Here is a 23,880-nt window from a genome sequence, read left to right on the forward strand (position 1 = left end):
TTGGCCGAGCTGCACAACCTGGGACTCGTGCGCTCCAGGGTGGCGTCATCCCCTATGTCGTGTGTCTTCGCCCCCCCCCCAATTTCCTGTGATTGCTCTGCTTGGTACTCACTGGTGCCGTTCTGTACTTTTTGTTGCATGTATTGTATAAGTGGTTAAACCAAATCTTATTGCGTGTGGCGATTTCAGTGAGGTGCTTCAATGGCCAAGTGGTTTGATCTGAGCCGATATGGATTGTCTGCCTGGTTGGATAAGGCAGACCAGCCCTCTTTTATGCGTATTCAAACGATCAAGCCTGATCTGTCCGTTTCAGACTGCATTGATGTTGAACGCCTTCAGTCAGCATTCACTCGTACGGGTGTTCGTAGTGAGATATCAGAGCTGGGGGCGGTGACAGCGCTTGATATATCACTGGTCAATGGTGTACCCAACAGTCGCTGGTGGGCTGAGACATTTCCCGACATGGTGCTGCGCAAGATGTCGGACATGGCCGTCTCCCCCATTCTTGAAGCGCCTCAGGTCAACTCGCGCCGCGCGCAGTTTTTTTGGGAAGTCGTCTGCGACTTGGATAAAGAGGTTCATCCATCCCTTTCGCGGGTTTTCTTTGATCGTCGTGGAGCTGAGCAGTTTTCACTGGAAAATAAGGGTCAGGTCTTTGCGCTCAAGGATGAGGCTTTTGTGCTGGAATGGATAGCTGACCTGCGTGAGAACGGTGCAGGAAGCTATGTTATGCCAGCGGACGTCTACGCCACGCTGTCTGTTGATGAGCGCGATCGCATTCTGACGGCAACCGCGCCTGTTCCATCGCCACAAGCGACCGATCCGTTGGCTGTAGTGGCAGCAGCCCCGGCCATTTCTGATGACGATGACTCACGCCTGCGTAAAGCATTGGTTGAGCGTTCATCGGTTCTGCAAGGTGCAGTGCAGGATCTGCGTGCACTGGGGGCAGTCAGTGATGATGTGATCTGGTTGCAAGTTAATGCAACCAATCGTCAGGCGCACGATTTGGCAGGCATGTCAGGTATTGATGTGCAGGTTGTGTCTCAGTGGTTGGCTAGGCACTCGGATCAATTGCCATTGGATCCAAGTTCACACACGGGCATAGAAGATTGGCCGAAGGAATTGGGTCGCTTTAGTTTTGCGGACGACACCAAGCGAATGCTTATGGATCAAGGTGTGCCCTTTGATTGGATGATTCCTATCAAGCACTACCATGTTCATGGCAACGATGGCCATTCCCCTTGGGAAAGTATTTTGAACTTGCGTGCAGCAGCCCGTCGAGCTGGCGTGGTCCTGGTGATGGATGACGATAGCGAAGGCATCATCCACGCCGTCTCGCCGGAAGCAGGGGTAGATACAGGTCTGTCCATCGAGTGGGGTGGAGATGGTAAGGTTAAACTCTTCGTGAATGGAATTGCGGTTCCGAACTCTTTTCAAACTGAAGATCTCGACACTCAGAGCACGTTGTTTGCTCAAGCGATGGAGCAGGTTCAGTCACTCGCGGCAGGTACGGATTTATGGGCGGCTGATGCGGCACATACAGAGGATTACGATCCCGTGAAAGCCATTGATGGGGTCCTGATGGCCCGAGCCGTGGTAGAGGACCGTCTGGAGGGTGTGTTCGATGATCGCTTAGGTGATTCACGATGGATGGTGATGAATGCCGCGCGGCCTTTGACCGGAAACGAAACCCAAGAGGGGCCTTTCCTTGCAGGACGCTATTACGCGCTGATCGACCTTGAGGAGGACAGCGTTGCGGTTGCGCTTCAGATGAACCACGATCTTGATGCCCGTGTTGTGATGCCGGTGACAGAGGCCGAGATGCGCCAGATGGCGCTCAATACCTTTGGTGCCAAATACAAAGACCGACTGCACGAGTTTGAGCCGGATATTATCGAGGCACAGATTACGCAGTGGGTCGACCAGATGCATGATCGATCTTATCAGGATTACCAGAGCCTTCTGCTACAAGCGCGCGCAGATCTTGCTGAAGCTGAAAAGAATTCCATCCAGATGCCGGCTGATCCCTTTGAGGGTGATATGCGGGGCATGGCGTATGCGATTACAGATAGCCAAGGTCGCGTGGCAGCTACTGGAACTGTGCCACCCCTCATGGGCGCCGATGAGGAATTTGCCCATATCAACTATTACCAACAACTGACCAAAACCTACGCAGGTCAGCTATGGGTCGTGCCGATGTCAAATCTGGAGACGTCCGAAGCCAGAGAAACGCCACTGATTTTCGGTATGACCTGGGAGCAACTGTCTGCGCGCCAGCAAGGCGCTGACGCGCCCGTTGTCCGCCCTGAGGATGCAAAAATTCCTGAAGGTGCCGCCATGGTGTTTGATAGTAATGCTGCCGCACAGCCTGAGGCGCAAGAGGAACAGTTTGATGAGACTGTGGATGCGGGCAAAGCAAATATTGATCTCTGGCCGGTACCTGCTGCACCAACACTTCAGGATTATGCAATGTTGGTCGAAGGCGCGCGCGAGGTTGGCAATAAGGGGTACCGTGGCAGTCAGGATATCAAGCTGAGCAAACAGCCGAATGGCACTCAGTTGGTAACCTACAAGGGTACTCAGCTTGGTGTCTTTGAGGGGCGTGCCAGTAAGCGCACAATTCAAAGCGCCATTGCTGATCGTAACTATGAACTGCAAACGGCCATGTACACACACTTGTTTGCGCGTCTCCAGAATGACGTGGCACGCCCGATGGGTCTTCAGATCAACGTGCGCGGCGTTGAAGATCCTGCTCAGTTAGCGAAAAAGTCAGCCCAGCGCTGGGATTTGTTGCCCGACATCAGTTTGAACAATGCGCTTGTCCTGAGTGAGCGCGTGACGATCAACTTCGATATACGCATCCGCCTTGACGACATCAGCATCCGTGTCGGCGTTCGCGAGCAAACTGAGGAGAATATCTGGCGTTCTCGGGATGCCAGTTGGCTACCTGCATCCCAGAGCTATAGTGGAGCCCTTCGCACCGTTCCTGAGCAGATCGAGAGCCTGGCGGATCGACCTGATACAGGCCCCGAGGTTGCTCGACTGTTACGACGGGCCGCAAGTGCCATACAGGTTGATCAGATAGCGGACGATGAAGAAGCTGTGACAGTTAAGCTTGAGTCAGATCACTCCGATATAGAGACTCTCCCGCTGGTTCGCCGATTTGCTCTGAGCAACAGTGAAGGTGAATTGGCGGTGGCCGTCGCGGCCGCCTCACTACTGAGGGATACATCGCTCAAAAAAGCCCAGGTGGACGTCTTGCGGTCGGCCCTATATTCGGCCGAATCAGAAGCGGTCCTGCGGTCAATTGCCGGTGACGAGGGGCTTTCTCACAGGGAGGTTAAATCGAAGCTGGCTGAGATAGCAGGACTGGATCTGGAGTCTACGGGCCAAGCTACATTGCCCGATCAGAACGCCGACGAGGCGGAGGCTAAATCCACGTCCCGTGCTGATAACCGTAATTCTGATGATGTAAGGCAAGACTACGGTGAGTTCGTCCCAGGTGCACGCAAGCATGAGTACGGTCACGACTGGGGTATGTGGAACGATCGACAAACCCCGAATGTGGAACGCTACATGATGGGTGGCCGCCAGTTGACTGACTCAGATCGTGCGACTGCGCGCAAAATGGCACGCAAAATCAAGCTGGATCAATTTTGGCCTGAGCCCACGTTCAACCTGAGCGGGCAAGGCGAAGCTTCGCCAGCCGCTTCACTGTATCGTTTGATGGTGCGTGCCGGGCTGCCATATGACACCAATGCGGTCGTGGCCGGTAATTCTCGAGATGGGCGGCATATGTCAGCCCGGCAGTGGCTGGTGATGGGGGCTGCTTTTGCCGAGCGTGTAGAGGCACTTAAGGAGCGCTCAGAACGCATAATCACCAATGAAGATGTCGTCAACGAGTTCATCGATTATACCGGTGCAGGCGGGGCCTATGGCGAGGTGCGTAAGAACCTTCTGGATGACGATATTCATGTGTTCACCAACCACTATGAACTGTTGACCAGTACGGAAGCATTGCAGACACGCATGGCTGAACATCGTGAAGCTGTGCGCCTGGCGCCCTCGTTGTCTGCGGTGGCCGAAAAGTCGCGATACGTGAAGGTTCCGACCGTCACAGACTTTGTGGAATCGATCCATGGTCGGATGCAGGTAGTTGTGACGGCATACCCTGAGCTGAGCCAATCTCATCGCGCCATTGGGAAAGACCTGGAGGCGAAGCTGTACTCAAGGCTGTTACAGCATAAAGATGACCGATCGCGTGCGTATGCGGAATACAGCACGACACGAGAGATTACGTTTGATGACTATAAGGAACGCAAGGCCGAGCTGGATCAGTCGTTGATTGCCGATGCGCTTGCTGATCTGGATCAGGCGCTGGGAAATGCGCCTATGCTTGGGCGCTTGCTACTGTCACCGGATATGTATGTTGAAGATGTGGTGCGAGTGCTGGAGTCCTCCGATCCTGAAGTGGTCGCCAACAGTAATCTCAGTGTAGATACCGCAGATTCTCCAGAGAATGCTGGGGCGCTGGCGAATCCGGAACGGCTGCCGGGCACGCCGGATTTCGATACGTGGTTTGCGAACAGTCAAATTCGGGATGACGATGGCAACCCGCTGCGTGTATTCCACGGAACCGACGCTGTATTTGCGCAGTTTGACGAGCAGCACAAAGGCAAGAACACCGGTTGGAGCAATACCAATCTTGGGTTCTTCTTTATTGCCGACCGTACGCAGGCTGAGCAATTTGCAAAGGATGCCGGCGGGGAGGTTGTGGTCGAAGCTTACCTGTCGATCAAGAAACCGCTCATGCTGACTACGCAGGCGATTTTCAACAATGAGGAACAGGCGCCGATCGTTTATGAGATTATCAGCGGTCAGCGGTTGTCGCCCGCCGATGCACTTGCTGCGCTCAATGATGAAATTGGCCTTGGTGAGCTACCGGATGTAATGGAGGCAATGGCAACTGATAACGCCAAGGCCATCATGCTGCGTGATGGTTACGATGGCGTAATCTCCGAGTTCGGCGGTGACCATCTGGAATACGTTGCATTCAACGCCTCACAGATTCAGATGGTGCCAGCAGAGCCCAAAGCGGGGATCAGCAAGGAAGAGAGTGCCATTCTGCAAGTGCCGTCTCGCAAGAAGCCGGCACCGCGGTTTAAGAACCTGCGACGCACTGGTGTGTTGGTACGAGAGGGTGACGTGACCGAGGAGATGGTCGCTAAAACCTTTGGTTTGCGCGCTATTCAGTATGGTGAGTGGGTAACGGGGCCGGAACGTCAGGCGATGCTCAATATGTCGTATGATAGCTTCGCAGATCTCGCCAACGCGTTGGCAGTTCCGAGTGAATTTATCGGCTTCAATGGTCAGCTGGCACTGGCCCTGGGTGCTCGTGGCCGCGGGGGTACCGCGGCGGCGCACTTTGAGCCTGGGGAAAACATCATCAACCTGACTAAAACCATGGGCGCTGGCACGCTGTTCCATGAATACAGTCATGCGTTAGACCATTTCCTGAAAGGTTACGTTTCTCATCGGACCAACCCGCAGCATATGTTCCAAATTGGAACAGGTGTATATTTATCCAATGGGCTTGATAGATCGGTTATGGACAATCGGAAACGACCTGAATCTCTCGGGAAGACCGATACCCCGGTCATTCATCCGGTGATGTACAACTTGATTAGTGACCTGGTGGGCGGCAAGAGCGGCCAGGCCAATCATGAGCTGATGAAACAGCGTGTGGCAGCTGATGCCATTGAGCGCACCCTAATCGGTCCATTGATGAGCAAAAAGGTTCTGGAATCACTTGTAGATCGCTTTGCACGTGCTCAAGCACGTGAGCAGGCAGATAAGGAGTTCCCAGAGGACTCGGATGCGCGTAATACACGTGCGGAAGCACTGAAGCCTGAGTACCAGCGTGAAGGCTACCGAATTGCCAACAACTGGCGCAAGACACTCAAGCCTTATACGGATGACCTGGCTCGGCGTGCGGCGCTCTCAGGCCATCGCGATGCCAGTGATGATTTTATGCGTGCGCTTTTCAAGGCCCCCAGTAGCAGTAACAAACGATGGATGTGGAACGGCGGCGAGTATGCATTGGAACAGATGAACACTCTCCTGAGTGAGAAGGAGATTTCATTGTCCGAGGGCGAACAGGCCTTTGCTGAACTCTGGTTCAATGAAATGGATTACACCCGCCATGCGCGCAAGGTGTACAAAGCCGTGTTGAATGACGTTGGTGGGTATGATGGTAAACATTCGAATTTCATGCGGGATGCTATGTCGCTCGATGGCAGTGCCAAGAAGCTGTACTGGTCGAATACGCAGGAGCTTTGGGCGCGTGGCTTCTCGGCGATCTTGCATGATCGGTTGGAGAAACAAGGCGTCATCAACGATTTCGCGAGCCGGTTCTCGGCGCCGAAGGTGTTTGAGGGTGACGGTTTCATAGCCTCTTCAAACCCCGAAGGCGAAGAACGTGAATGGTTCTACCAACGTGCGATCCCGTTCTTCAGCGCGCTGCAGAAAGTGGCCCATGAGGTCTGCCCGGGCTCAGAGATGAGTGAGCATGTAGTTTCGGATGACGAGGTTAAGGCCTTTGTCACAGATACGCTCAATCAGTTTGAGGTTTCAATACACCAGTTCATTGACTGCAAGATGTCGTATCGTGATGCGCAAATGCTTCATAGTCAGGGGGCCATACAGAATTTTATTGAGCTGTATGGGGAGGTGTTACCAGAGCTGAAACAGGTGGTTGCGGATTGGGTGGTTGGATTGCAGTATCCGGAAATGGGTGAGGGTGATGCAAGTGACGATGCTGAACGTGAGAAACTGAGACAGCAGCACGAGCAGCGCCGCGATACCTTCAACCACTGGATTCAGCGCGAGGTGTATCCAGCGCTCACAGAATCGGGTGTGATCGGGCTGGACGAGATGGCGCAAATGCTCCGCGCGAACGGCAACGAGCAGCAGCTGTTGGAGTATTGGCGGGAGAATGGTTGCAAGGAGCTTGAGCCGGATGTCCTGAAGATCTTTGAGCGCCGTCTTGATGACATGCGCCAGCGGCTGGAAACCCCGATTCAGGATGGTGATCGAGCGGCAGAAATGGCCCTAAGCTACGCAGCGCACAAAGTGCAGAGCCTCGGCTGCACACTGCTGGATCAGCGTCGCGGTACCGATATGGATGAGCAGCAAATTCAGCGTGTCATCGACGGTGTTCTCGAATCAACCATAGACGGGGGCGCATCGCCTTGGCAGGTATTCAAAACCTTTGATCAGGTCACCGCCTGGCGGATCAAGCCTGAACAGATCGAGCGACTGGCAGAGTCGATCCTCACAGAGGACTACGACGAGTGTCAGTTCGATGTGGCGCACAGCTTCGTGAACTGGCTTGCCGAGAAGCGAGGCTGGGAAGATCACGGAGTCACGCCGGACATTGCTTGCTGGTACCTTGTGAGCCATCCCCATGGTCAGCATCCGTCACAAGCAATGAAACTGGCCCTTTTGCCTGGCACCGACACCGATGCACTGATCATGCACTCGATTGACTCACTGGATACCGCTCTGGATGTTGATACTGTCGAGCATCTATATGACCGTCTGGAGCAGCATGGCTTTCAGATCAAGGAAAGCACGCTCGACTTTGTACTGTCGAAGCACCCTGAACCGATTGTTCGCGATCGGCTGAAAAAGCAGGGTGAGTGCTACCTGATTGATGAGTCAGGGGATGCGCTGAGTGTGAAGCGCAGTAGTGGGCCTGAGATGCGCGTGTAATTGTTCTGGGATTTAGATTTTGCGGCGGGGCAGGGAAGCCTGGTCCGCATAACCAGTTGCAGTGTGAAAATTTTCACACATGGGAGTGATCAATGTCGACTTTTGGTTATTTTGTCAATTTGGATGAGCGCGGTGAATTTTATGCTGATGTTCGTTCTGAGGATTCCAAGACCCTCTACGAAGTGCGGTCGGATGAGGACGGTGAGATCTGGCAGATCGAAATGGGCTTCATGGCTGACCCGCACGACGTCAGCGGGTTGTACGACATGCTGGTAGAAAACGGCGTGCTTTGTGCGGATGATGAGCTATTGCCTGCGACTGAGGCTGAGGCGATGTGGGAGACCAGCGCTGATACGGATGAAAACGAGCATGATGATTTTGCACACGAAAACCCGTTACAAAACGCTCAACATTCGCCGGGTATGTAGGTAGGACCCGTGAAGCACCCTCTATTCCTTCACGGGTCCTACCTACCCCTCACGGCAGATGCTCACAGGCTGCCGAGGGGTGCGTCTTACCGTAAAGACTGGGCGCATACCGATTTCTATCAAGCCCTAGAGTGTCACAGACCAGATGAGTGCCAGCCGCACGATCAGGCGGTGTTTATCAGCGCCAGCGTGGAGGATGTCGATCTGGCAGGCGGTGCGTTAGACTATGTCCTGCTGGTCAGACCGCTTACGCCGGATTATGTTCATTACCTTCTCCCGTTTTCACATTATTCTTCGTTAACGTCTGGCGGCCCCGTCATTTCTTCCAACCATCCCTCCTGCATCGCCCTGGATATAACGACTTTTAGGTACGCAGGAGACACAGTGATCATATGTTCTGATTGCAGGTTGCTTAGTTCTTTGATACTTGGTATCGATCCTTTAGCTGGATGTTCGAAGCCACACTTGGGGCATCGAGCGGTTTTTTGGGCAAGTTCTTTTGCGCACCGAGGGCAAAAAATGTCCTCAAGCGGTTCATGATCTTCTGTTATGCGGTTCATATCGGATTCCCATAAGGCTCTAAGAGCCCAAGTTGGCGTGAATTGCCAGTGGCATTGGCAACCAGTTGTTGAGCATCGTTGTGGAGCTGAGAGCCCGAGATGACCTCAAAATCATCCGGGATGTCAGTTGCTGGCCAGGACTGGGCGACACTGAGCAGTAACCGAGCGGCCCATGCCAGCTGTTCACTTTCATCCTTGGCCGGATTTGCAGCGACGATAGGGAAACCGTACTTTCTGCTTTCGCGACAGGATTGTTTAAAACCTGTCAGTTCTGGCTTGTCAGCGTCCCGAGCATAGGCTTTTGCGATCATTTCACTCTGCTCACCTGAACGCTCGTTGTTCCACTTGTGTTCAGTGGTGCTGTCCAATGGTCGTGTCATTGTTAAATCTCCCGAATTCCCATCTACTTAAAATCGATCGTGAAAGGCGGACGTAGCTCGTTGAAACCAATCTTCGTCAACTACACCCTTGTCCCCGAATGACCCGATCATGGCCACATAATCGTCGTCGGCTGGACCCCAGGGAATGAAAGCTTTTTCGAGAACAATATCCGTCCCTTTCTTCAGTAAGGCCTGGTTGTCCTGAATCTCAATAGTAAACTCTTCTTCACTCAACCTTACCGTCACGACCTCTCCTGCTGCCAGTCGCTTACGACAATTGGCTTTGTTCTTTGGTATCCATTCAAATTCCTCGGTTTCTAAAGCTGTCTGCTCGCTGTCGTAAAAACAGCTATGTTGAGCGCGGCCGTGGCGAAGCCACATAGTGACCCAGCCAGCGCCAGCGCAATCGACGTTTCGTGCCCTCGACCTGAAAAATAGAGGGCTACTGTGGCCATTAGTAGCAGCACGCCAATGAGCATCGTCCCCATGCGAACTGCGTTTAAATACTTCATGTTTTGGGCCCTACGAACGGCGGTCTCATAGGCCTCTTTGTCTAATGTTTGGGTGACAATCATTTCAGTGCTCCGATTTGCGGGGTGCTGTACGGGAGGGTAGCAGGTAAATGAGGTCATCGGCGCTCACCTTTGGGTTGTCCCCAAGCCCTTGCAAGCAGTAGTAATCATCAGTAATTAGAGGCCCTGGGATCTCTATCTCCCAAACGGCACGATCAGGGCTGAGGGTCGCCACAAATGCGGAATCATCGGCCTGAATTACAAGTACCCGCTGTTTGGGCGAAAGCCCTTTCAAGACGGTCGACTGCATAATACACCTCTGTATATTGGTGACCTTTTAAACATACTCTAGCACATCACAGACGTGCCGCAAGTTAATTTTTACCCATTCCCTTTTAATTGGCCCCCAGTCAATGATTTGATACCTGCCGGTTTTAGTGGGGCCCGAAAACGCACAGATAATACCAATCTCAGAAAGGGCTGCGACGGTGTCTTGCGCTGTGCGCCTGGGCATTCCTGTCTCCCCAACAATTGCAGGCACAGAATTAATACCTGAGTCGATTAGATAGGCCACGTAAAGGCGCCGATAGAAGCTTGTTTTGGTCTTCGATGCCGTCATGCTTAAGCATTGCCCTCAGATATTGATGCGATAGCTTTCGTAGAGCCCAGGTAGAGACCTGAGCGTGGGGTAAGGATTCTCTTGCACTGGAGTGTTTGCATTTTCAAATCCGCCTCGCTTGAATGAATACCGATTACGATTCATGACAGTGGTTACTTGGGAGAACGCACACCTTTCCAAATTGATTCTAACGCACTCTTAATCTTGGGTAAGTGGGGATCGATATATTCAAGACTCATATCCGGATTCTCGTGCCCAAGAATCATTTGAATAAATTCTAGGTCGTAGCCTTTGCGGGCAAGCCACGAAGCTAACGAATTCCCATTACGTAAATTCGATGTAGCACTGGCCTTTGGCCATATTGTTCGCCACATTCACCAAGCTGATATAAACGCCCTCAACCGATTCTGGCGGTGCCAGCCACTGGGCTTGTGAATCCTCCGAAACCAGCTCCCAGAGATCCCTACCAATGCAATTGTCTGCTTCGTAGCCCAGGGCGCGAATCGCGTCAGCTACAATCCGAGCAGTCTGAGCTTCCTCTGGGTGAATATCACGCGCATCGCGGTTGGAGACTGCATAATCGATTAGTCGCGACAGTTCAGCGGAAAGGGAGTCGGCGTCTGCGTACGCGGATTCGCGACCATTAATGACTCTCAATGCGACTTCCCGTAATTTTGGACTCATAGATCGGTTTCCCATATTATTCATTGCGGCAACATCAGGTGCGTCATAGTTGCCATCATGCCAATTGCGCCAACAACAAATGGCACTGTGACGTAAGCAACCTCTTTTCCGCCTCTCGGTTGCCAGCCACCCAGAATCTTTAAAACCGGAACTACCCCTAGCCCGGCCAGCAAAAATCCTACACCGGCAGGTATCATCAGAAGAGCTGCAAAAATACTATCCATAACGGTTCTCCCGATTTCCAATTAAGCCATCAATACGAGATAGAGAATCACACCAAACGGTATAGCAATGAGAAGACCGGCATAAAAGCGCTTCTCCTTTGCCTTCATCTGACCAACACGCTCCATGAGATCTTCTCTTGTTGCCTTCACATCTTCGTTCATATCACTCACCGATTTCCCGCCTTACTGAGTCTCCGTCCGCACCTTTGGACGCTTCTCGATGTCTTCTTTGCTGATAAGCCCATAACTGATTAGCAAGCTGTCGGTGATCTCGATTTGTGAGGCCACCTGTTTTTTAGCCGACTGGTATCTTTCGACCCGGCGCTCTGCCTCCATTCGAAACACGTTTTTCAACCGAAATGGCAGAGGCAGACCAAAAATGAGGACCGCGAAAGCAGCAACACCACCTGAAACAGTCGCTACGAAATTGGCTGCCTCCTTGAACTCAGCCTCATTTGCCGGCACCCAGTCGGAGAAAAGGATCGCTCCGATAAACTGGGCGCCTACGAGCAGCACTGAGAGAGCCAACCATGTGCCGGTTGCCCAAAGGAGGGAGCGAACAACATTCCCTAGTTGAGCAGCCCACGCGTCGACACTCCGGTACTGCTTGTGAACTTCGGTCGTTACTTCCATACCTCTACCCCTGTCGGTTTCCAATTTTAGCGATCGTAGTTCTCGGTCAGAATAAAGCCCGCTTTTTGCTGTTTTTCGCTACCGGTCCCCGAGACCATTGTCACCTGGATCACTCCTTTAGGGAGCCAGGCGAGCGGTGCCGAATGCGCGGTTAGCTCCTGCCAGCGTTCGCTGTCACAAAGCTCATTATCAGAATCGAGCCCCTCAATTTTGTCTTCGAGTCCAATCGGTAGCGCCGTGGCTATAGTCCCGAGTCGCCAATCACTATCGAGAACAAGCTGCTCGCGAGCCAGTCGCTCGTATTCATCCTGGATTTCTTTACCTGACTTGTTGGTTGCCACTATGCGACCTCCCGGTTTCCAATATCAGTTTTCTTTAATCGGGTGCAGTAGCGTATGGCCATTTATCCGTGTGACCAAAAGGTATTGGCTTACTACGCCCGTTTCAGGGTCTCTTGCAGTGACCAGTTGTGTGACTTGGGGCAGGCCACGGAGGGCATAGTAGAACTTCGGGTTGCCCATGGAACATTCGGCCAGAGGGATTTCAATCTTGCCAAGATTGATTGTCTCACCCTGAGTGTTTTCTTCATGTTTGAGGAGCAGGCTTGGCTTAAGATTGTTTGGGAGCCACCACAGCATACAAATCACAAATACCGCAAGCAGGATAAAGCTCTCGAAAACTCCGCCGAGCCAGCAAGCCGTCAAGCCAGCAAGCAGTACGGGGTGAGGCGTCTTGGGTTTATAAATTACTGGTCCTGTATTCATTTCTCCGGATTCCCACGCTCTATTTGGTGTTGTCGACGACTAAGCGGAGCCGCGCTCCGGTCGACCCCTTCACCAATTTAGGCATTACCCTGCCAACAACGTGTCCATCGTCATCAAGGACAATCCGACCGGTGTAAGCCATTTTTTCGAGGGCCTGACGCAGGTGTTGATCGTCCACACCGAACCCAGGCATGTAGATGTGTGCGCTCATTCCATGACAAGAAAGTATCTTCTCAGCTTCTGCTTTCTCCAAACTCTCCTTGGACCGCACCCAAAACCTAACCATCCAATCAGCGAGCCACATCATGACTGCCCCTAGTGCCAAAAAGATCGAAGGCTCCATAAAGTCACCCCGCTTGATTTCCAATAAGTTATCGCACAACATTAATTACAGATGTTTCAGCCACCTGAAAAAGCCGTAGGCTGTAAAAACAGTTAATAGGGTAATCCACCATGCCATATCGCCAAGCTGTGCTAAAACGCCATCAAAACCATCAAAGACAGCAATTGCGGCGACAATGCTGAGCGTAAGCACCCATAACATAGTCGGCCCGAAGATAAAGTACATTATATTGTGTTTCTTCATCACCCTCTCCATTTCAACTTTTCGATTTCAAATTAGCAGGTTGTGGGTTTGTCGCTGCAGTCCCTGCTCATCATTTAAAGTGCGCATCTGGATGGTCTGATGCATTTCACGGCTACTCTGCTATTTTCCATTGAAGTGTTGCTTCAGCTATAGGCGTGATATCTTTTATCATCGCTGTAAAACATCCGCTTTGATAGAACGAAACTGTATATTTTCCATCTTCTCGTTTGCATGTGACTTTATGACCATCAGGAAAGGCGTCATTCGCACCGTGACCCGTACCTCCGCCTGTCATTTCTGTTTTAGTCACAATGTACTTCCCTTGTAGATAATCAAAATCACCAGACAACTGAACATCGTGTTGGGTTAAAGAAAAGTCGCCTTTTTTGTTGGCATAAACAAAGTGACATGGAACCTCTGCGTAAACTCTATGATTAGCAGTAAGCTCTATAACATCACCTTCCTGAAGGAACTCTTTCATATCAATTACTCACTCTTGTATGGTTTTCAATGAAGTGGCTAGATCTGAATAAAGCCAAGATTAATCTTCCAACGTCGCTTAACAGCCTGAGGGTCTTCACCCTGCTGGATAAGCCCCTTCGTGATGAGGCTTCGTGTGAAAAGGGGATAGGTGACCAAAAAGGTTCCACCGCAAGCCAGCAACAAAAGGAACCATAATGGTGTAGCCTCATCTAGCCGGTCCCAGACAAGCGCTGCGATAAAGAGCAATGTTCCACAAATGATTGACACTCCGCCTCCGTCAGGTTTACTCATCGCGTAATCCTTGTTTTCCCACTTAAACATGACATATTTTGGATGATGGAATTGAATCAACAATGTCCAGTTTCACGTCGTACAGATTTGAGGTCGTCCCAAAGGGCAGACTGCCCGAATCTGGCTTGGTAAAGCTGACGCGATAACCATCCTCCAACGGCACCAGCCATGCAGGCTTTTTGTGGTGTTTTATCGACCACTCCAGATCTTTCCAGGTGGCTGCAAACGATTCTTCTGTGCGTGACATTACGAACTCCCGTTTTACAATGCGATTAATAACCTGAAACAGACTTCTTCCAGAAGAAGATGCCAGTTCCGCAAATAGTGCAGCCCGCCAGCCAGATCATTCCGATCCAAGGCTCAGGTGCGACTGGTGATCCAGTTTGCAACTCGAAAAGAGAGGGCAACATCACAAGGCCGCCACCAAGAGCCAGCAATTTGCCATAGTGGTCGAGTGCAATTTCGTTCAACTTGTCCATAAAATGCCGGTTTCCCATCTCAATGTGTGCTGCCGATAATGATGTGAGCCATGCCAGCCGCCATACAAATAGCCCCAACAATGCCGCTCCCCGCCATAAACCATGTTTGCCCCCATCCAGATGGCGGCTTATTTGTTAGCACAGGCATCATTGCTGGGATGATCCCTAGAAGGCCGAGGACTAACCCGATATCCCTCGGAATAAGCATCAGTGTTGTCACAAACGCATCCATAGACGTATTCCAATTAACCTATTGCAACCGAACGGCCACCATGTAACAGCCCTCTGGAAACATCGGCTCCGCAGAAGCTCTCAGATCATCAGAATCGATCTGAACAGTGAACTCGATACCTTTGCCTTCCTTGGTTAGCGCCTTGAACTTTTCCTCGCCAGCCTCACCGAAAACAAAAGCGTCGACTTCGTTCCTGGACACCAACACGGATTCGTCGCTATTCAGTCCATCATGTGACCGAAGATTGGGTGGAGATGATTTTTTCGATGCTGAGAAAAGAGCATCTTTGACACCATGGTTACGAGCATTTTCCAGATACTTTGCGAAGGCGAAGGGGCCGGTATCAATCGACATATCTGCTGTTCCTCATATCGTTTTCCAATCATTCTTGCTTGTAGGGGAGCCCGTTGATCGCGTCGAGGTCTTTGCGGGTTGGCCGGTTCGCAATCCGGCTCATTTGCCGCTCACCCACACCCCAGCGCTTCCCAATGTCTACCAGTCTCCAACCCTTTTCTTGGGCAACCTTGTGAAATTCAGTTTGTCGTTTACTGGTCATATATGTCCACTCTAGCATACCGGTCGTTTATGTCTAGTAGAATAACACAGATTGCTGGTGAAACAGGGCAGGGAGGCTATGCGCGGGGATAGGTGAGTGCGTAGTGATTCGACTTTGGCCTCTCAGGGGCCTGAGAGAGCATCTGAACGCCCGGGCGGGCTTCGCCCTTCTTGGACCATTGCCGGTTCGCGGTCACGCTCACCGGCCGCGTGAATGGTCGCTCTTCCATGTTACGGTCGTCCAAAATCACGGAGGGTTTGGAGTGTTTCTGGGTTATTTATGAGAAAGACGGTCAAGGCTATCCCAGCTACAGCCATGCCAAAATAAATCACCAATGCCGGTTTCATAGCCATACCACGGTTTCCCATGTCACTCTGACTTGATAAGTGGCTGGAGTCGCCGTTCGTTTACATCGGCCTGATGCCGTTCGGCGGTACCAGTTTCTGGCGAGGTGTAACCTGGAAGCTCCCAAAGCCATTTATGCATTAGCGGAGAGCTATCCTCGTTGTGCATGTCCGGAGTGAGCTTGCCGAAAGCCTGCATCAACGCTGCGCCAATAAAACCGGCTCTTTGATAGCCTTTTATAGCTTTCTTCATAACTCAGATCCCACATTCCAATATCTTTGTTATTTGCCGGTTTATAACGCCTTAGCGGCCCGTCTGACCAGGGTGGCTAAATAACTGTAATGACGGTGTACCTCTTCAGTTTGCGAAGGCACGGGGCCGGGCGAAAGAAATCGGAACTTCTCTACAGACTCAAAACCTGGAATATTGGTAAGCTGTTGGTTCAAGGCAGAGCTGTAGTAACGTGGTACATGCACATTAACAATCAACGCAAGGGTCGCATCGAGAGTCAGCTCACTCAGCTGCTGCTTCACCCAATCAACATTCCTGCCGTGGCCTTGTGCAGCATATAAGAGCGCCATTTGCAAACAATGCGCATGTTCTTTAAAGGCATTTAATTCGCAGTTGATCTCGGATACGTTGTTATCGCCAGAACATGCTATGGCATCCATCGCTTCTCGAATATCAATCTGGTTACAGTCTGCGCGATCTGCTTGATCAGCTAATTCCAAAAGCTCCTTAGAGACAGCGCGCAAGGTGTCCGATGACACAATCAAGTCAAAATTATTGTTGCACAATTCCTCAATGTGAATGCACCCCTTAAGCCCAAGTGACTGGAAGGATGCTATAGACGCAGCACTCAGCAGACCAAGCGCTGTGTTGGTCGTTACATGCTTGCCCTCGGCTAGCTCAAAACCGGTAGCGGATGTATCAGATTTGGTAGGCATAAATGCTCCTGCGATTTTGACCGGTTCCCCATGACTGACCAAGATAATGAAGTTCAAAGACTTCGGGCTCATCGTCCGACTTCTGAATAGCCAGCATCTCTTGACCGGCAAAACGTGCCACCTGCATTATTTCAGGGTTTTCACCAACCCATTTTTGTTGAGGCGTTTCCAGAAACACTTTGCCGCCCGGCCCAATCTCGATTTCTATATCCACTTTCCGTTTCCCTGCACTCGGCTTAGCATCCTTCTTTGCCAGATCCGCTAAGCGCTGTTTTTCAGATTGCGACAAGAAACGAGAAGCGAATCCAGCAAGCCCTCTGGCCTCAACAGTAACCGTCTCTCCGTGGCCCCGAGCAGGGAGACCGACGCGCACCTTTCCTTTCTGCCACTTGCTTTCAATAAAGGGGTAGAACATTCAGACCTCCCGTCTTCCAATCTTGCAGTTAATCGCTCCGGCCTTGAAGCCGCCGCTTGTCCAGGTCATGGACAGTTTTCCCGTCGTCAACGCCATAGGTGTTAATCACAGCAATCCAAGGCGACCGACGAAGCAGCGATAAAAGCCAATGGGAGGGGCGGTAAATCCACCCTCTGTACCTGGTCCTAAAGTGGCAATACCAGCCTTGTTCGTCGATGGTTATGAATTGCCTCATGCCCGGCTTCCCATGTTCTCAACTTGTCACGTACTGCCGAATCAAGCGGCGATACGTCCATCTGCTGGCACCATTTTCTTTGAGTTCTTTTAGCCTCGGCTCAGGCAGACGGTTTTCCATCTGAAGCTGAAGTCCATAGCGCTCTGAAAGCTGCTCATAGGTGTACTTCCTGAGCATGTCCATGCCAACGCTGACCAGCAAATAACTAACACCAGCGAGCAGGGCTATTTGTATGAGGGTAGTCATCATCCCGGTTTCCAATGTTACGTGTCTTTGTGGTGCTTACAGTCCGAGCGTTTCGTTTGTAGGGTTTTACTGCCTACAGTCACCGCGATAGAGGTTAATGCAGTGCTTCCCAAAACTAACTGAATCCATGCGGTCAATACTGATTCCGAGCTTTGATTAAGGCCGATGACACCCCCAATAATCAGCCCGATCGACGCCAGAACCCCTAAAATCAAAACCCTGTTCAGAGTATTCATACCGAATTCCCATGGCGTTCAGGCGTCATGCGCCAGGTGCTTTAAGGCCTTGATCAGATCATCGGTTTTCGCCTGACTTGGTTCCCGAATATATCCACGGGAGCCAAGCACTGAAACGATGGGCTTTACATCAATAGAAAATACGTGCTTAAACATTGCTTCGTTCTCCATTACACGCAACGGCTCTCCATTCGCGGTTACCAGGGCCTTCGGCGGAATGCTCAAGACCTGCGCCCCAGTCGCGATCGTGTCAGAGATGGTTGACCGATAATCCATTGAGGTTACGGCCCCACATGCAGACGCCATCAATGTGAAAGCAACTGGCACCATATAACGCTTATGCGAAACAAACGTCAGTGCGAAGCGCTCAACAGGAGTCTTGTCTGATGCCGCCGAAAGGCCGCTAAAGGCGACCAGTCCGAAAGCCAGTGTGCTGAGAGCGGCAAGGCCGCCAGCACCAAGGGATATCCAGGTAATCCACTGCACAGCTTCAAGGCTTAAAGAATCATAATTCATCGCTTTCTCCTGTAGTGGTTTCCAGTTAAACCATCAACACGAGATAGAGAATCACGCCAAACGGTATGGCAATGAGAAGACCGGAAAAAAAAACGCTTCTCCTTTGCCTTCATCTGATCAACACGCTCCATGAGTTCTTCTCTTGTTGCCTTCACGTCTTCGTTCATATCACCCACCGGTTTCCAATTAACTGTTATTTAGTAATTCCACGGGCAAAAAGGCCTGCAGGCCTAGAGGCATCTACACCCCAAGGCCCTCTAATTCACTGCGGCATGATTCTCGGAAGCGGCGGGCATCCTCCACAGCCTGCTTCCGAGTCGTATGCTTGCATTCTGAGTTCAATGTCACGCTCCTCCCGTTGAGGCGGCCTATCCAGTAGGGGACGAAGTTGCCGTCCTCAAACTTATGGATCTTGATTGCCGTGGCGCGCTTTGCTTCGGCATAAAACTTCAGCTTCTCTACATTAGCCATAACCGCAGGCACCTTTTCCTAATTCACTCTAATCATATTCTAGCACGCCACAGACGTGCCGCAAGTTATTTTTTACCCACTCCCTTTTAATCGGCCCCCAGTCAAGGATTTGATACCTGCCGGTTTTAGTGGGGCCAGAAAACGCGCAGATAATACCAATCTCAGACAGGGCCACGATGCTGTCTTGCGCGGTGCGCCGGGGCATCCCCGTTGCCTCAATAATGGCAGGCACAGAATTAACACCAGAGTCGATTAGATAGGCCACGTAAAGGCGCCGATAGAAACTTGTTTTGGTCTTTGATGCTGTCATGCCCAAGCGTTAACCTCATAGAATGATGCGATAGCTTTCATAGATCTCAGGTAGAGACTTGAACGTGGGGTAAGGATTCTCTTGCACTGGAGTGATTGCATTTTGAAAACAGCCTTGCTGAAATGAATAACGATTACGATTCATGACAGTGGTTCCTTGGGCGGCCGCACACCTTTCCAAATTGATTCGAACGCACTCTTAATCCTGGGCAAGTAGGGATCGATATATTCAAGGCTCATATCTGGATTCTCGTGCCCAAGAATCATTTGAATAAATTCTAGGTCGTAGCCTTTGCGGTCAAGCCACGAAGCTAACGTTCTCCTGCCACTGTGTGAGCTACCTGCATTGAGTCCGGCTCCTTTGAATAGAGCCCTGACCAAGTTCTCAAGTGATCCGCAGACCTTGGTGGACACAGTTCTGCCGTCAGCTGTCCTATATTTTTTGTCGTTAAAAGCCAGGCGACGCCATGTTTTACCGCGCTTGCCTAGAATGAAATAACTATCACCCTGCAGCCCGCCATAGGTTCCGTCTTTTGACAGGAAGGCATTTTCGGACACGCGCTGAGCAATCCACTCCTGAATGGCCTTCCGCTGCTGCTTTGCAATTATAAAGCAGGCCCGGCTTTTTCCGGTTTTGGTGTAAGGCGCAGGTAACGTGAAGACTTCCTTGATCGTACCGTCTCGGTAAATCACGTCCGAGACTTTTAAGTGCGCCACCTCGTTGATGCGTAATCCTGAACCAAATAGCATCCAGCAAACAACGACGTTACGCTTGCCCAGATCACCACGGGACGCAGCCCAAAGAATATGAGCCAGCTGACCCGGTTTTTCGACGATCTGGGCCTGCCCGCTGCCTCGCTCGGTTTCTTTGATTAGCCGTTTTACCGGTCTCTGTCTTGATGGCATCTACCATCCTCTCTGCTGAAGGTGCCAAATTCCAATATATCACGAAATTCCATGACAGCTTGAGCCAAAGCGCCTGTTTTCGAGCTTCATGGGAATATTCAGGGGTGAGCAAGGCACGCACATCGGAATCACCCACGGCTCAAGCCTTCACAATTTTAATGGCGAGCTTGTCTCTCTGAGCAATATCAATCATGGACTGGGTGTCGGGCGAGTACCCGTTCCAAAAGGCCACCAAATGCGTCGCGTAGTGGCTCATCTGCTGGTTGCGAAGGTAGTCTGCGGCTTTCCCGTAAGACTCCCAAAACGCGGGCATGCGCCTCAGGCGGAGACCTCGCTGGACCGCGTAACGCTCACCCAGTGTGTCGGCCCCGTCGCTGATGATTCCGATGTGCGCCTTGGGCAGGCGCTGTAGCAGGTGGTCAAGCTTCGCCAGCAGCAGAGCGTAATCCTTAAATGTGCGACTGCCGGCGACAATCACGCGCACGGGAGCGGGTATGCCGTTGGCGCGTGAGCGCATGGCCTCCCAGATACCAGGCAGCTGCATGTTCGGCGGCGCGTCATAGAACAGTGGGGCAATGTCGTCATCGGTAAAGCCTGCCAGTCCGCATCCGATTCGGGTCACCATGAAGGTACGTTCAGGCATGGCCTGGGCGCATTCTATGAGGTCTGCGATGTGGTGCTTTATCGTAGCCAGCGGCAATGCACGCAGCATGCGGTTCATGGTAGGGACCGCATAGCTGTCACCGGCCAACCCTATGCCCTGACCGGCCACCGCGCCATGGTGCTGAATAGCGGTTTTTGCGTCTCCGGCTCCATGCCGGCCAGCCTCATTTGAACCAAAGCAGAACACAGGTGAGTCAGGGATGAGGTTATCCCAGTGTCCGTTAGCAATCTCGGCCAGTACATCTCCATGGCAATCACGAGGCGCGCAGTAGCATCCAAGGGACTTGCCTGGAAGGAGCTCTCGACTGAGGCGAAGCAGCTCGGGTTGACCACGGACCCACTGACGGAATTGCTCAATGACCATCGCACGTTCGCTTTCGTCGGTCATTGGGAAGGGGTTGCCAAAGCGTGAGCCGCGGCCAATATAGATGTCTGCCTTATCACGCTTACAATGTGAGACAGTGGTTGTGGTTGCGTTCATGAGTGCCCCGTGCTTAACTACGCATATTAGGTTACACCATATATCATTTTAATAGTGGCTTAAACACATCGGGTCGATTAAAGGTGGTCATCAACCATGCTCAGTCAACAGGATTCAAACAGAGAGTACATATCAGGCGAGTATAAGGTGCCTGAAGGGGCCGTTTCCCTGCGGCCAATACGGTTTATGCCGGATAACGAAATCCAGTACTACACGGGTGTTACGTGGGATCGTAACCCACGAGGTGTATGTCAGATGTACTACAACCGCTGCCGGATCTTTGGAGGAGTTGCAGCCGAAAGGGCAGACGAAGTTGGCCTTTGCGATGTGTTGAATGAGGAGGGTGATGTGATTGATACGATCCCTCTGAACGCAAAAGGTCTGCGATATCTCATCAAACAGTTCAAATGTCGCATTGAAAATTAAGTCGGTTAGCCATCGTTACTAAGCGAGGACTCTCATGGAATGCTCATGCGGTTCAACATCATTCGCACCCAGTTCTGCCACGTTGAAGAGCGATGCCGGCGCCTTGCTGTTTGAATACAGTGCATGCCGCGCCTGTGGCCGCCAGGGAGCTGGGCGACTGTCCGATAAGGGTACTGGCGCTATCATTGCCACAGGCTTTAACGCGGTCATGCGGGTTCAGCAGATCGAGGCCGCAGAGGCGCTATTTGATGTGCCTGCAGAGCAGCCAGGGCTTGAGAGTCCATCCGTTGAAGATAGCGTACATGCAGCGGCCGAAAACAAAACGGCCATGAGCCCTTTGTCAGCGAGCACTCAGGATCAGACCTTCAGCGTCGCGAATACGCCACAAGAGCCGCGTATCGAAGCTGTCAGTGATCCGCATGCCACCCTGGAACATACGGGTCCTGCTGAGGATGCGCCCGTGCACGGGTTTGCGAAGGGGCAAAGCACAGAGCAACGCGTTAACGATCGCGGCCGGCATTATTTGATGTGGCAAGGCGAGACGCGTCAGGCGCAGGTGTTGTATTTCCAGCACCTCTACGAAGACCATTCTGAAGTGATTATCCCGTGGATAGGGCTTCAACGCTCCACGGATGAAACGGGGCAGGGGTGCGCAGATTTGTTGCTGACAAGCCTGAGTGCACTCAAAATGGCGCTGGAACAACACTTTGATGAGCAGACTGTCAGTACTGCGGTCACGTGTGCGCCGCCTCAAGCTGTGCCTTTGGCTGAAATCGATCCACAAGGAAGGGTTGTCGGCCGGTCTCAAGACGATGATGCACCGGCAGAAGAATACCTGACATTTGCGTTCCTTGACGACATACCGATCGTTGAGATCGAAAGCGATTCTACCGACAACATGGAAGGCCACCAGGACCAGACATTAGATGACAATGACCCACTTGCGCACGAGGCCTCCCAATATGAAGAACAGCTCGCACTTTTCTGAATCAGAAAGCAATCAAGCACTAATTAACGAGTGGAAGCCAATCTGGGTCCATCAGGCGGTAAGCGGGGATCTATTTTTCGTGGTTCCCTTGCTGTATCACGTTGCCCTGTATGTGAACCCAACGGTAGAGCGTGGGTTTGATGATCGGTATTGCATATCGAACCTTCATTTGGCCCAGAAGGCGGCGTTGGAATTCGATGAGAACGGGGAAATTCGGTACTGGCAGAAGTGGCATAACCGGAATCTTTCGGTGATCGGCCATCATGCATATTTGCCCAACAACCCTCCTGACCCGGAATTCGCAGAGTTTGAGGTGCTTTGGGATGCAGATGTGCTGAGATCGGAGTATCCCTATCCAAGGTATCGTTAGGAGGCAACGGCCAAAACAGCAAGGGCCTAGGCATGATCGATGCAGTGATGAGACTGCTGCAGGGGAGCCTCACTTTCGCCGGAATCAGTCTCGCTGAGCTGGGTATTGGCTTTGGCCTGCATTGGATTGGTGATAATCACCGCTATCCGTGATATTCTGATGCCGTTTACAAACTGTTTGAAGGCAACACTGGATGATTCAAAAGGGCCATACACCCGCCGAGTATGTTGATCTGTTATTAGAGGCTATTCGCAAGACAAAGGGCTCAGAAGCCGTCCGTGAGGCCGCTCGGGAGTACCTTGTTAACGGCGGCAATCAAAGTGAGGTTGCCCGCAAGCACGGCGTTGAGCAGCACTCACTCTCCAGGCTGATCAGCAATCTGCGAGAGAAAGATGAGTGGGCAAAGCGTGCGGCAAAATATCACAAGTAGAGGTGATATACATCTTGACAATATCACCCTTATGGGTGATATTGTTGCGCATGGACTAACAGCAACAGGTGATCTGATGGCATTATGTGCAACCATAAATCACAGCCGCGCCCCTTGGAGATAGAGCTTCTATTTGCTGCATGCGATTACCTTGACACAGCTAGAGATCATAAGTCTTCATGGGGCTCAACTCGAATCGGCATAAGCCCGGCACCGGAGCTGGTTGGGCGGCAGATCGAGGACGGTACCGTAACGTCAATCGAGAAAGTCGAATAACACAGATAGGAACTGGCATGACAAAATCAAAAGCAATTTATGCTGGAGTTTTTACGGGCGTCTTCGCTGGATTGATAGTCCATTTGCTCTTCAGTCTTATAGGCATCGAGGTGTTGCAGACTGCACCCTTCATAATCGGATTTGCGCTTGGTGGTCAAGTCATGTCGCGGCTTCTAGAGCGCTGCAGAGAAACAGAAGCCTCAAAGGAGGGTGTGCATGACTGATTGTGAATGGGTTATGTTTCGAAGAGGTGTCGTTTTCGCTCTTAGAAGGGTGCCGGCTACCTACGCCGAGTTCGAGGATATTGTGACCCAGGCTGGTGGGTTTGAGGAGTTAATTGAAGCGGCTGAATCCGACGAAGATATCCAGCTACTCAAAGAAGCAAAGTCATGTATCGATGGAATATGAAACCACGG

34 protein-coding genes are annotated in these 23,880 nt (G+C 51.7%); 8 read left to right on the forward strand and 26 right to left on the reverse strand.

Translation table 11 applies throughout. The features are described from left to right. The first annotated feature begins 201 nt into the window (after positions 1 to 201). The gene (locus ACAM29_RS19965) at positions 202 to 7,773 is read left to right on the forward strand and encodes an LPD1 domain-containing protein (protein WP_369625331.1); all 7,572 of its coding nucleotides are present in this window, start codon (positions 202 to 204) and stop codon (positions 7,771 to 7,773) included. Positions 7,774 to 7,865: 92 nt separating this feature from the next. Next, positions 7,866 to 8,201 (forward strand): hypothetical protein, encoded by a 336-nt coding sequence (locus ACAM29_RS19970; RefSeq protein WP_369625332.1) that lies wholly within the window; start codon positions 7,866 to 7,868, stop codon positions 8,199 to 8,201. Between the two features lie 556 nt (positions 8,202 to 8,757). Here the strand turns inward: ACAM29_RS19970 and ACAM29_RS19975 are convergent. From ACAM29_RS19975 to ACAM29_RS20100, 26 genes are all read right to left on the reverse strand, one after another. Continuing rightward, positions 8,758 to 9,141, reverse strand: coding sequence for a hypothetical protein (locus ACAM29_RS19975; RefSeq protein WP_369625333.1), 384 nt, complete (start codon positions 9,139 to 9,141; stop codon positions 8,758 to 8,760). A gap of 27 nt (positions 9,142 to 9,168) precedes the next feature. Beyond that, complete coding sequence (locus ACAM29_RS19980) at positions 9,169 to 9,522, reverse strand: hypothetical protein (protein WP_369625334.1); 354 nt, start codon at positions 9,520 to 9,522, stop codon at positions 9,169 to 9,171. A 468-nt stretch (positions 9,523 to 9,990) separates the two neighbouring features. Further along, positions 9,991 to 10,272: a helix-turn-helix domain-containing protein gene (locus ACAM29_RS19985; protein ID WP_369625335.1), complete on the reverse strand. Its 282-nt coding sequence runs from the start codon at positions 10,270 to 10,272 to the stop codon at positions 9,991 to 9,993. Positions 10,273 to 10,596: 324 nt separating this feature from the next. Then, positions 10,597 to 10,956, reverse strand: a complete 360-nt coding sequence (locus tag ACAM29_RS19990; RefSeq protein ID WP_369625336.1) for a hypothetical protein — start codon at positions 10,954 to 10,956, stop codon at positions 10,597 to 10,599. Between the two features lie 20 nt (positions 10,957 to 10,976). Further along, positions 10,977 to 11,180 carry a hypothetical protein gene (locus ACAM29_RS19995; protein WP_369625337.1) on the reverse strand — a complete coding sequence of 68 codons (204 nt, stop codon included), beginning with the start codon at positions 11,178 to 11,180 and terminating at the stop codon, positions 10,977 to 10,979. Between the two features lie 21 nt (positions 11,181 to 11,201). Next, positions 11,202 to 11,351, reverse strand: coding sequence for a hypothetical protein (locus ACAM29_RS20000; protein ID WP_369625338.1), 150 nt, complete (start codon positions 11,349 to 11,351; stop codon positions 11,202 to 11,204). A gap of 12 nt (positions 11,352 to 11,363) precedes the next feature. After that, positions 11,364 to 11,813 carry a hypothetical protein gene (locus ACAM29_RS20005; RefSeq protein WP_369625339.1) on the reverse strand — a complete coding sequence of 150 codons (450 nt, stop codon included), beginning with the start codon at positions 11,811 to 11,813 and terminating at the stop codon, positions 11,364 to 11,366. A 26-nt stretch (positions 11,814 to 11,839) separates the two neighbouring features. Further along, positions 11,840 to 12,154, reverse strand: a complete 315-nt coding sequence (locus ACAM29_RS20010; RefSeq protein WP_369625340.1) for a hypothetical protein — start codon at positions 12,152 to 12,154, stop codon at positions 11,840 to 11,842. A 24-nt stretch (positions 12,155 to 12,178) separates the two neighbouring features. Beyond that, positions 12,179 to 12,577, reverse strand: coding sequence for a hypothetical protein (locus ACAM29_RS20015; RefSeq protein ID WP_369625341.1), 399 nt, complete (start codon positions 12,575 to 12,577; stop codon positions 12,179 to 12,181). Between the two features lie 388 nt (positions 12,578 to 12,965). Then, positions 12,966 to 13,163 carry a hypothetical protein gene (locus ACAM29_RS20020; protein WP_369625342.1) on the reverse strand — a complete coding sequence of 66 codons (198 nt, stop codon included), beginning with the start codon at positions 13,161 to 13,163 and terminating at the stop codon, positions 12,966 to 12,968. 112 nt (positions 13,164 to 13,275) lie between these two features. After that, entirely contained in the window at positions 13,276 to 13,644 is a 369-nt protein-coding gene (locus ACAM29_RS20025; RefSeq protein ID WP_369625343.1) for a hypothetical protein, read from the reverse strand. Positions 13,645 to 13,682: 38 nt separating this feature from the next. Further along, entirely contained in the window at positions 13,683 to 13,937 is a 255-nt protein-coding gene (locus ACAM29_RS20030) for a hypothetical protein (RefSeq protein ID WP_369625344.1), read from the reverse strand. A gap of 22 nt (positions 13,938 to 13,959) precedes the next feature. Next, the gene (locus ACAM29_RS20035; protein WP_369625345.1) at positions 13,960 to 14,184 is read right to left on the reverse strand and encodes a hypothetical protein; all 225 of its coding nucleotides are present in this window, start codon (positions 14,182 to 14,184) and stop codon (positions 13,960 to 13,962) included. A gap of 25 nt (positions 14,185 to 14,209) precedes the next feature. Further along, the gene (locus ACAM29_RS20040; RefSeq protein ID WP_369625346.1) at positions 14,210 to 14,494 is read right to left on the reverse strand and encodes a hypothetical protein; all 285 of its coding nucleotides are present in this window, start codon (positions 14,492 to 14,494) and stop codon (positions 14,210 to 14,212) included. A 172-nt stretch (positions 14,495 to 14,666) separates the two neighbouring features. Continuing rightward, a complete protein-coding gene (locus tag ACAM29_RS20045) occupies positions 14,667 to 15,002 on the reverse strand; it encodes a hypothetical protein (RefSeq protein ID WP_369625347.1) in 336 nt (111 codons plus the stop codon). A gap of 571 nt (positions 15,003 to 15,573) precedes the next feature. Further along, positions 15,574 to 15,801 carry a hypothetical protein gene (locus ACAM29_RS20050; RefSeq protein ID WP_369625348.1) on the reverse strand — a complete coding sequence of 76 codons (228 nt, stop codon included), beginning with the start codon at positions 15,799 to 15,801 and terminating at the stop codon, positions 15,574 to 15,576. 41 nt (positions 15,802 to 15,842) lie between these two features. Further along, positions 15,843 to 16,496, reverse strand: coding sequence for a hypothetical protein (locus ACAM29_RS20055; RefSeq protein WP_369625349.1), 654 nt, complete (start codon positions 16,494 to 16,496; stop codon positions 15,843 to 15,845). After that, a complete protein-coding gene (locus ACAM29_RS20060; protein ID WP_369625350.1) occupies positions 16,480 to 16,911 on the reverse strand; it encodes a hypothetical protein in 432 nt (143 codons plus the stop codon). The genes ACAM29_RS20055 and ACAM29_RS20060 overlap by 17 nt, the downstream gene beginning before the upstream one ends. 253 nt (positions 16,912 to 17,164) lie before the next feature. Further along, the gene (locus ACAM29_RS20065; protein ID WP_369625351.1) at positions 17,165 to 17,395 is read right to left on the reverse strand and encodes a hypothetical protein; all 231 of its coding nucleotides are present in this window, start codon (positions 17,393 to 17,395) and stop codon (positions 17,165 to 17,167) included. 14 nt (positions 17,396 to 17,409) lie between these two features. Next, the gene (locus ACAM29_RS20070; RefSeq protein WP_369625352.1) at positions 17,410 to 17,628 is read right to left on the reverse strand and encodes a hypothetical protein; all 219 of its coding nucleotides are present in this window, start codon (positions 17,626 to 17,628) and stop codon (positions 17,410 to 17,412) included. Between the two features lie 18 nt (positions 17,629 to 17,646). After that, the gene (locus ACAM29_RS20075; protein ID WP_369625353.1) at positions 17,647 to 18,144 is read right to left on the reverse strand and encodes a hypothetical protein; all 498 of its coding nucleotides are present in this window, start codon (positions 18,142 to 18,144) and stop codon (positions 17,647 to 17,649) included. Next, the gene (locus ACAM29_RS20080) at positions 18,141 to 18,311 is read right to left on the reverse strand and encodes a hypothetical protein (RefSeq protein WP_369625354.1); all 171 of its coding nucleotides are present in this window, start codon (positions 18,309 to 18,311) and stop codon (positions 18,141 to 18,143) included. The genes ACAM29_RS20075 and ACAM29_RS20080 overlap by 4 nt, the downstream gene beginning before the upstream one ends. Positions 18,312 to 18,384: 73 nt before the next feature. Beyond that, the gene (locus ACAM29_RS20085) at positions 18,385 to 18,615 is read right to left on the reverse strand and encodes a hypothetical protein (protein ID WP_369625355.1); all 231 of its coding nucleotides are present in this window, start codon (positions 18,613 to 18,615) and stop codon (positions 18,385 to 18,387) included. A gap of 28 nt (positions 18,616 to 18,643) precedes the next feature. After that, on the reverse strand, positions 18,644 to 18,925 hold the full coding sequence (locus ACAM29_RS20090) for a helix-turn-helix domain-containing protein (protein ID WP_369625356.1): 282 nt from the start codon (positions 18,923 to 18,925) through the stop codon (positions 18,644 to 18,646). 140 nt (positions 18,926 to 19,065) lie between these two features. Continuing rightward, the gene (locus ACAM29_RS20095; protein ID WP_369625357.1) at positions 19,066 to 19,830 is read right to left on the reverse strand and encodes a tyrosine-type recombinase/integrase; all 765 of its coding nucleotides are present in this window, start codon (positions 19,828 to 19,830) and stop codon (positions 19,066 to 19,068) included. A gap of 139 nt (positions 19,831 to 19,969) precedes the next feature. Beyond that, positions 19,970 to 20,974 (reverse strand): DUF4326 domain-containing protein, encoded by a 1,005-nt coding sequence (locus ACAM29_RS20100; protein WP_369625358.1) that lies wholly within the window; start codon positions 20,972 to 20,974, stop codon positions 19,970 to 19,972. A gap of 255 nt (positions 20,975 to 21,229) precedes the next feature. Here ACAM29_RS20100 and ACAM29_RS20105 point away from each other — a divergent pair, with 255 nt between their 5' ends. The 6 genes from ACAM29_RS20105 to ACAM29_RS20130 all read left to right on the forward strand — a co-directional run bounded on the left by ACAM29_RS20105 (position 21,230) and on the right by ACAM29_RS20130 (position 23,872). Then, on the forward strand, positions 21,230 to 21,400 hold the full coding sequence (locus ACAM29_RS20105) for a hypothetical protein (protein ID WP_369625359.1): 171 nt from the start codon (positions 21,230 to 21,232) through the stop codon (positions 21,398 to 21,400). A gap of 34 nt (positions 21,401 to 21,434) precedes the next feature. After that, a complete protein-coding gene (locus tag ACAM29_RS20110) occupies positions 21,435 to 22,388 on the forward strand; it encodes a hypothetical protein (RefSeq protein WP_369625360.1) in 954 nt (317 codons plus the stop codon). Further along, positions 22,363 to 22,758 (forward strand): hypothetical protein, encoded by a 396-nt coding sequence (locus ACAM29_RS20115; protein WP_369625361.1) that lies wholly within the window; start codon positions 22,363 to 22,365, stop codon positions 22,756 to 22,758. Before ACAM29_RS20110 ends, ACAM29_RS20115 begins: the two co-directional genes overlap by 26 nt. 193 nt (positions 22,759 to 22,951) lie before the next feature. Continuing rightward, entirely contained in the window at positions 22,952 to 23,188 is a 237-nt protein-coding gene (locus ACAM29_RS20120; RefSeq protein ID WP_369625362.1) for a transposase, read from the forward strand. Positions 23,189 to 23,481: 293 nt separating this feature from the next. Continuing rightward, complete coding sequence (locus tag ACAM29_RS20125) at positions 23,482 to 23,688, forward strand: hypothetical protein (protein ID WP_369625363.1); 207 nt, start codon at positions 23,482 to 23,484, stop codon at positions 23,686 to 23,688. Further along, positions 23,681 to 23,872 (forward strand): hypothetical protein, encoded by a 192-nt coding sequence (locus ACAM29_RS20130; RefSeq protein WP_369625364.1) that lies wholly within the window; start codon positions 23,681 to 23,683, stop codon positions 23,870 to 23,872. Before ACAM29_RS20125 ends, ACAM29_RS20130 begins: the two co-directional genes overlap by 8 nt. Positions 23,873 to 23,880: the final 8 nt, after the last annotated feature.

Origin of the sequence: Marinobacterium sp. BA1 (genome assembly GCF_041155135.1) — a bacterium.
Lineage (GTDB): Bacteria > Pseudomonadota > Gammaproteobacteria > Pseudomonadales > Balneatricaceae > Marinobacterium > Marinobacterium iners.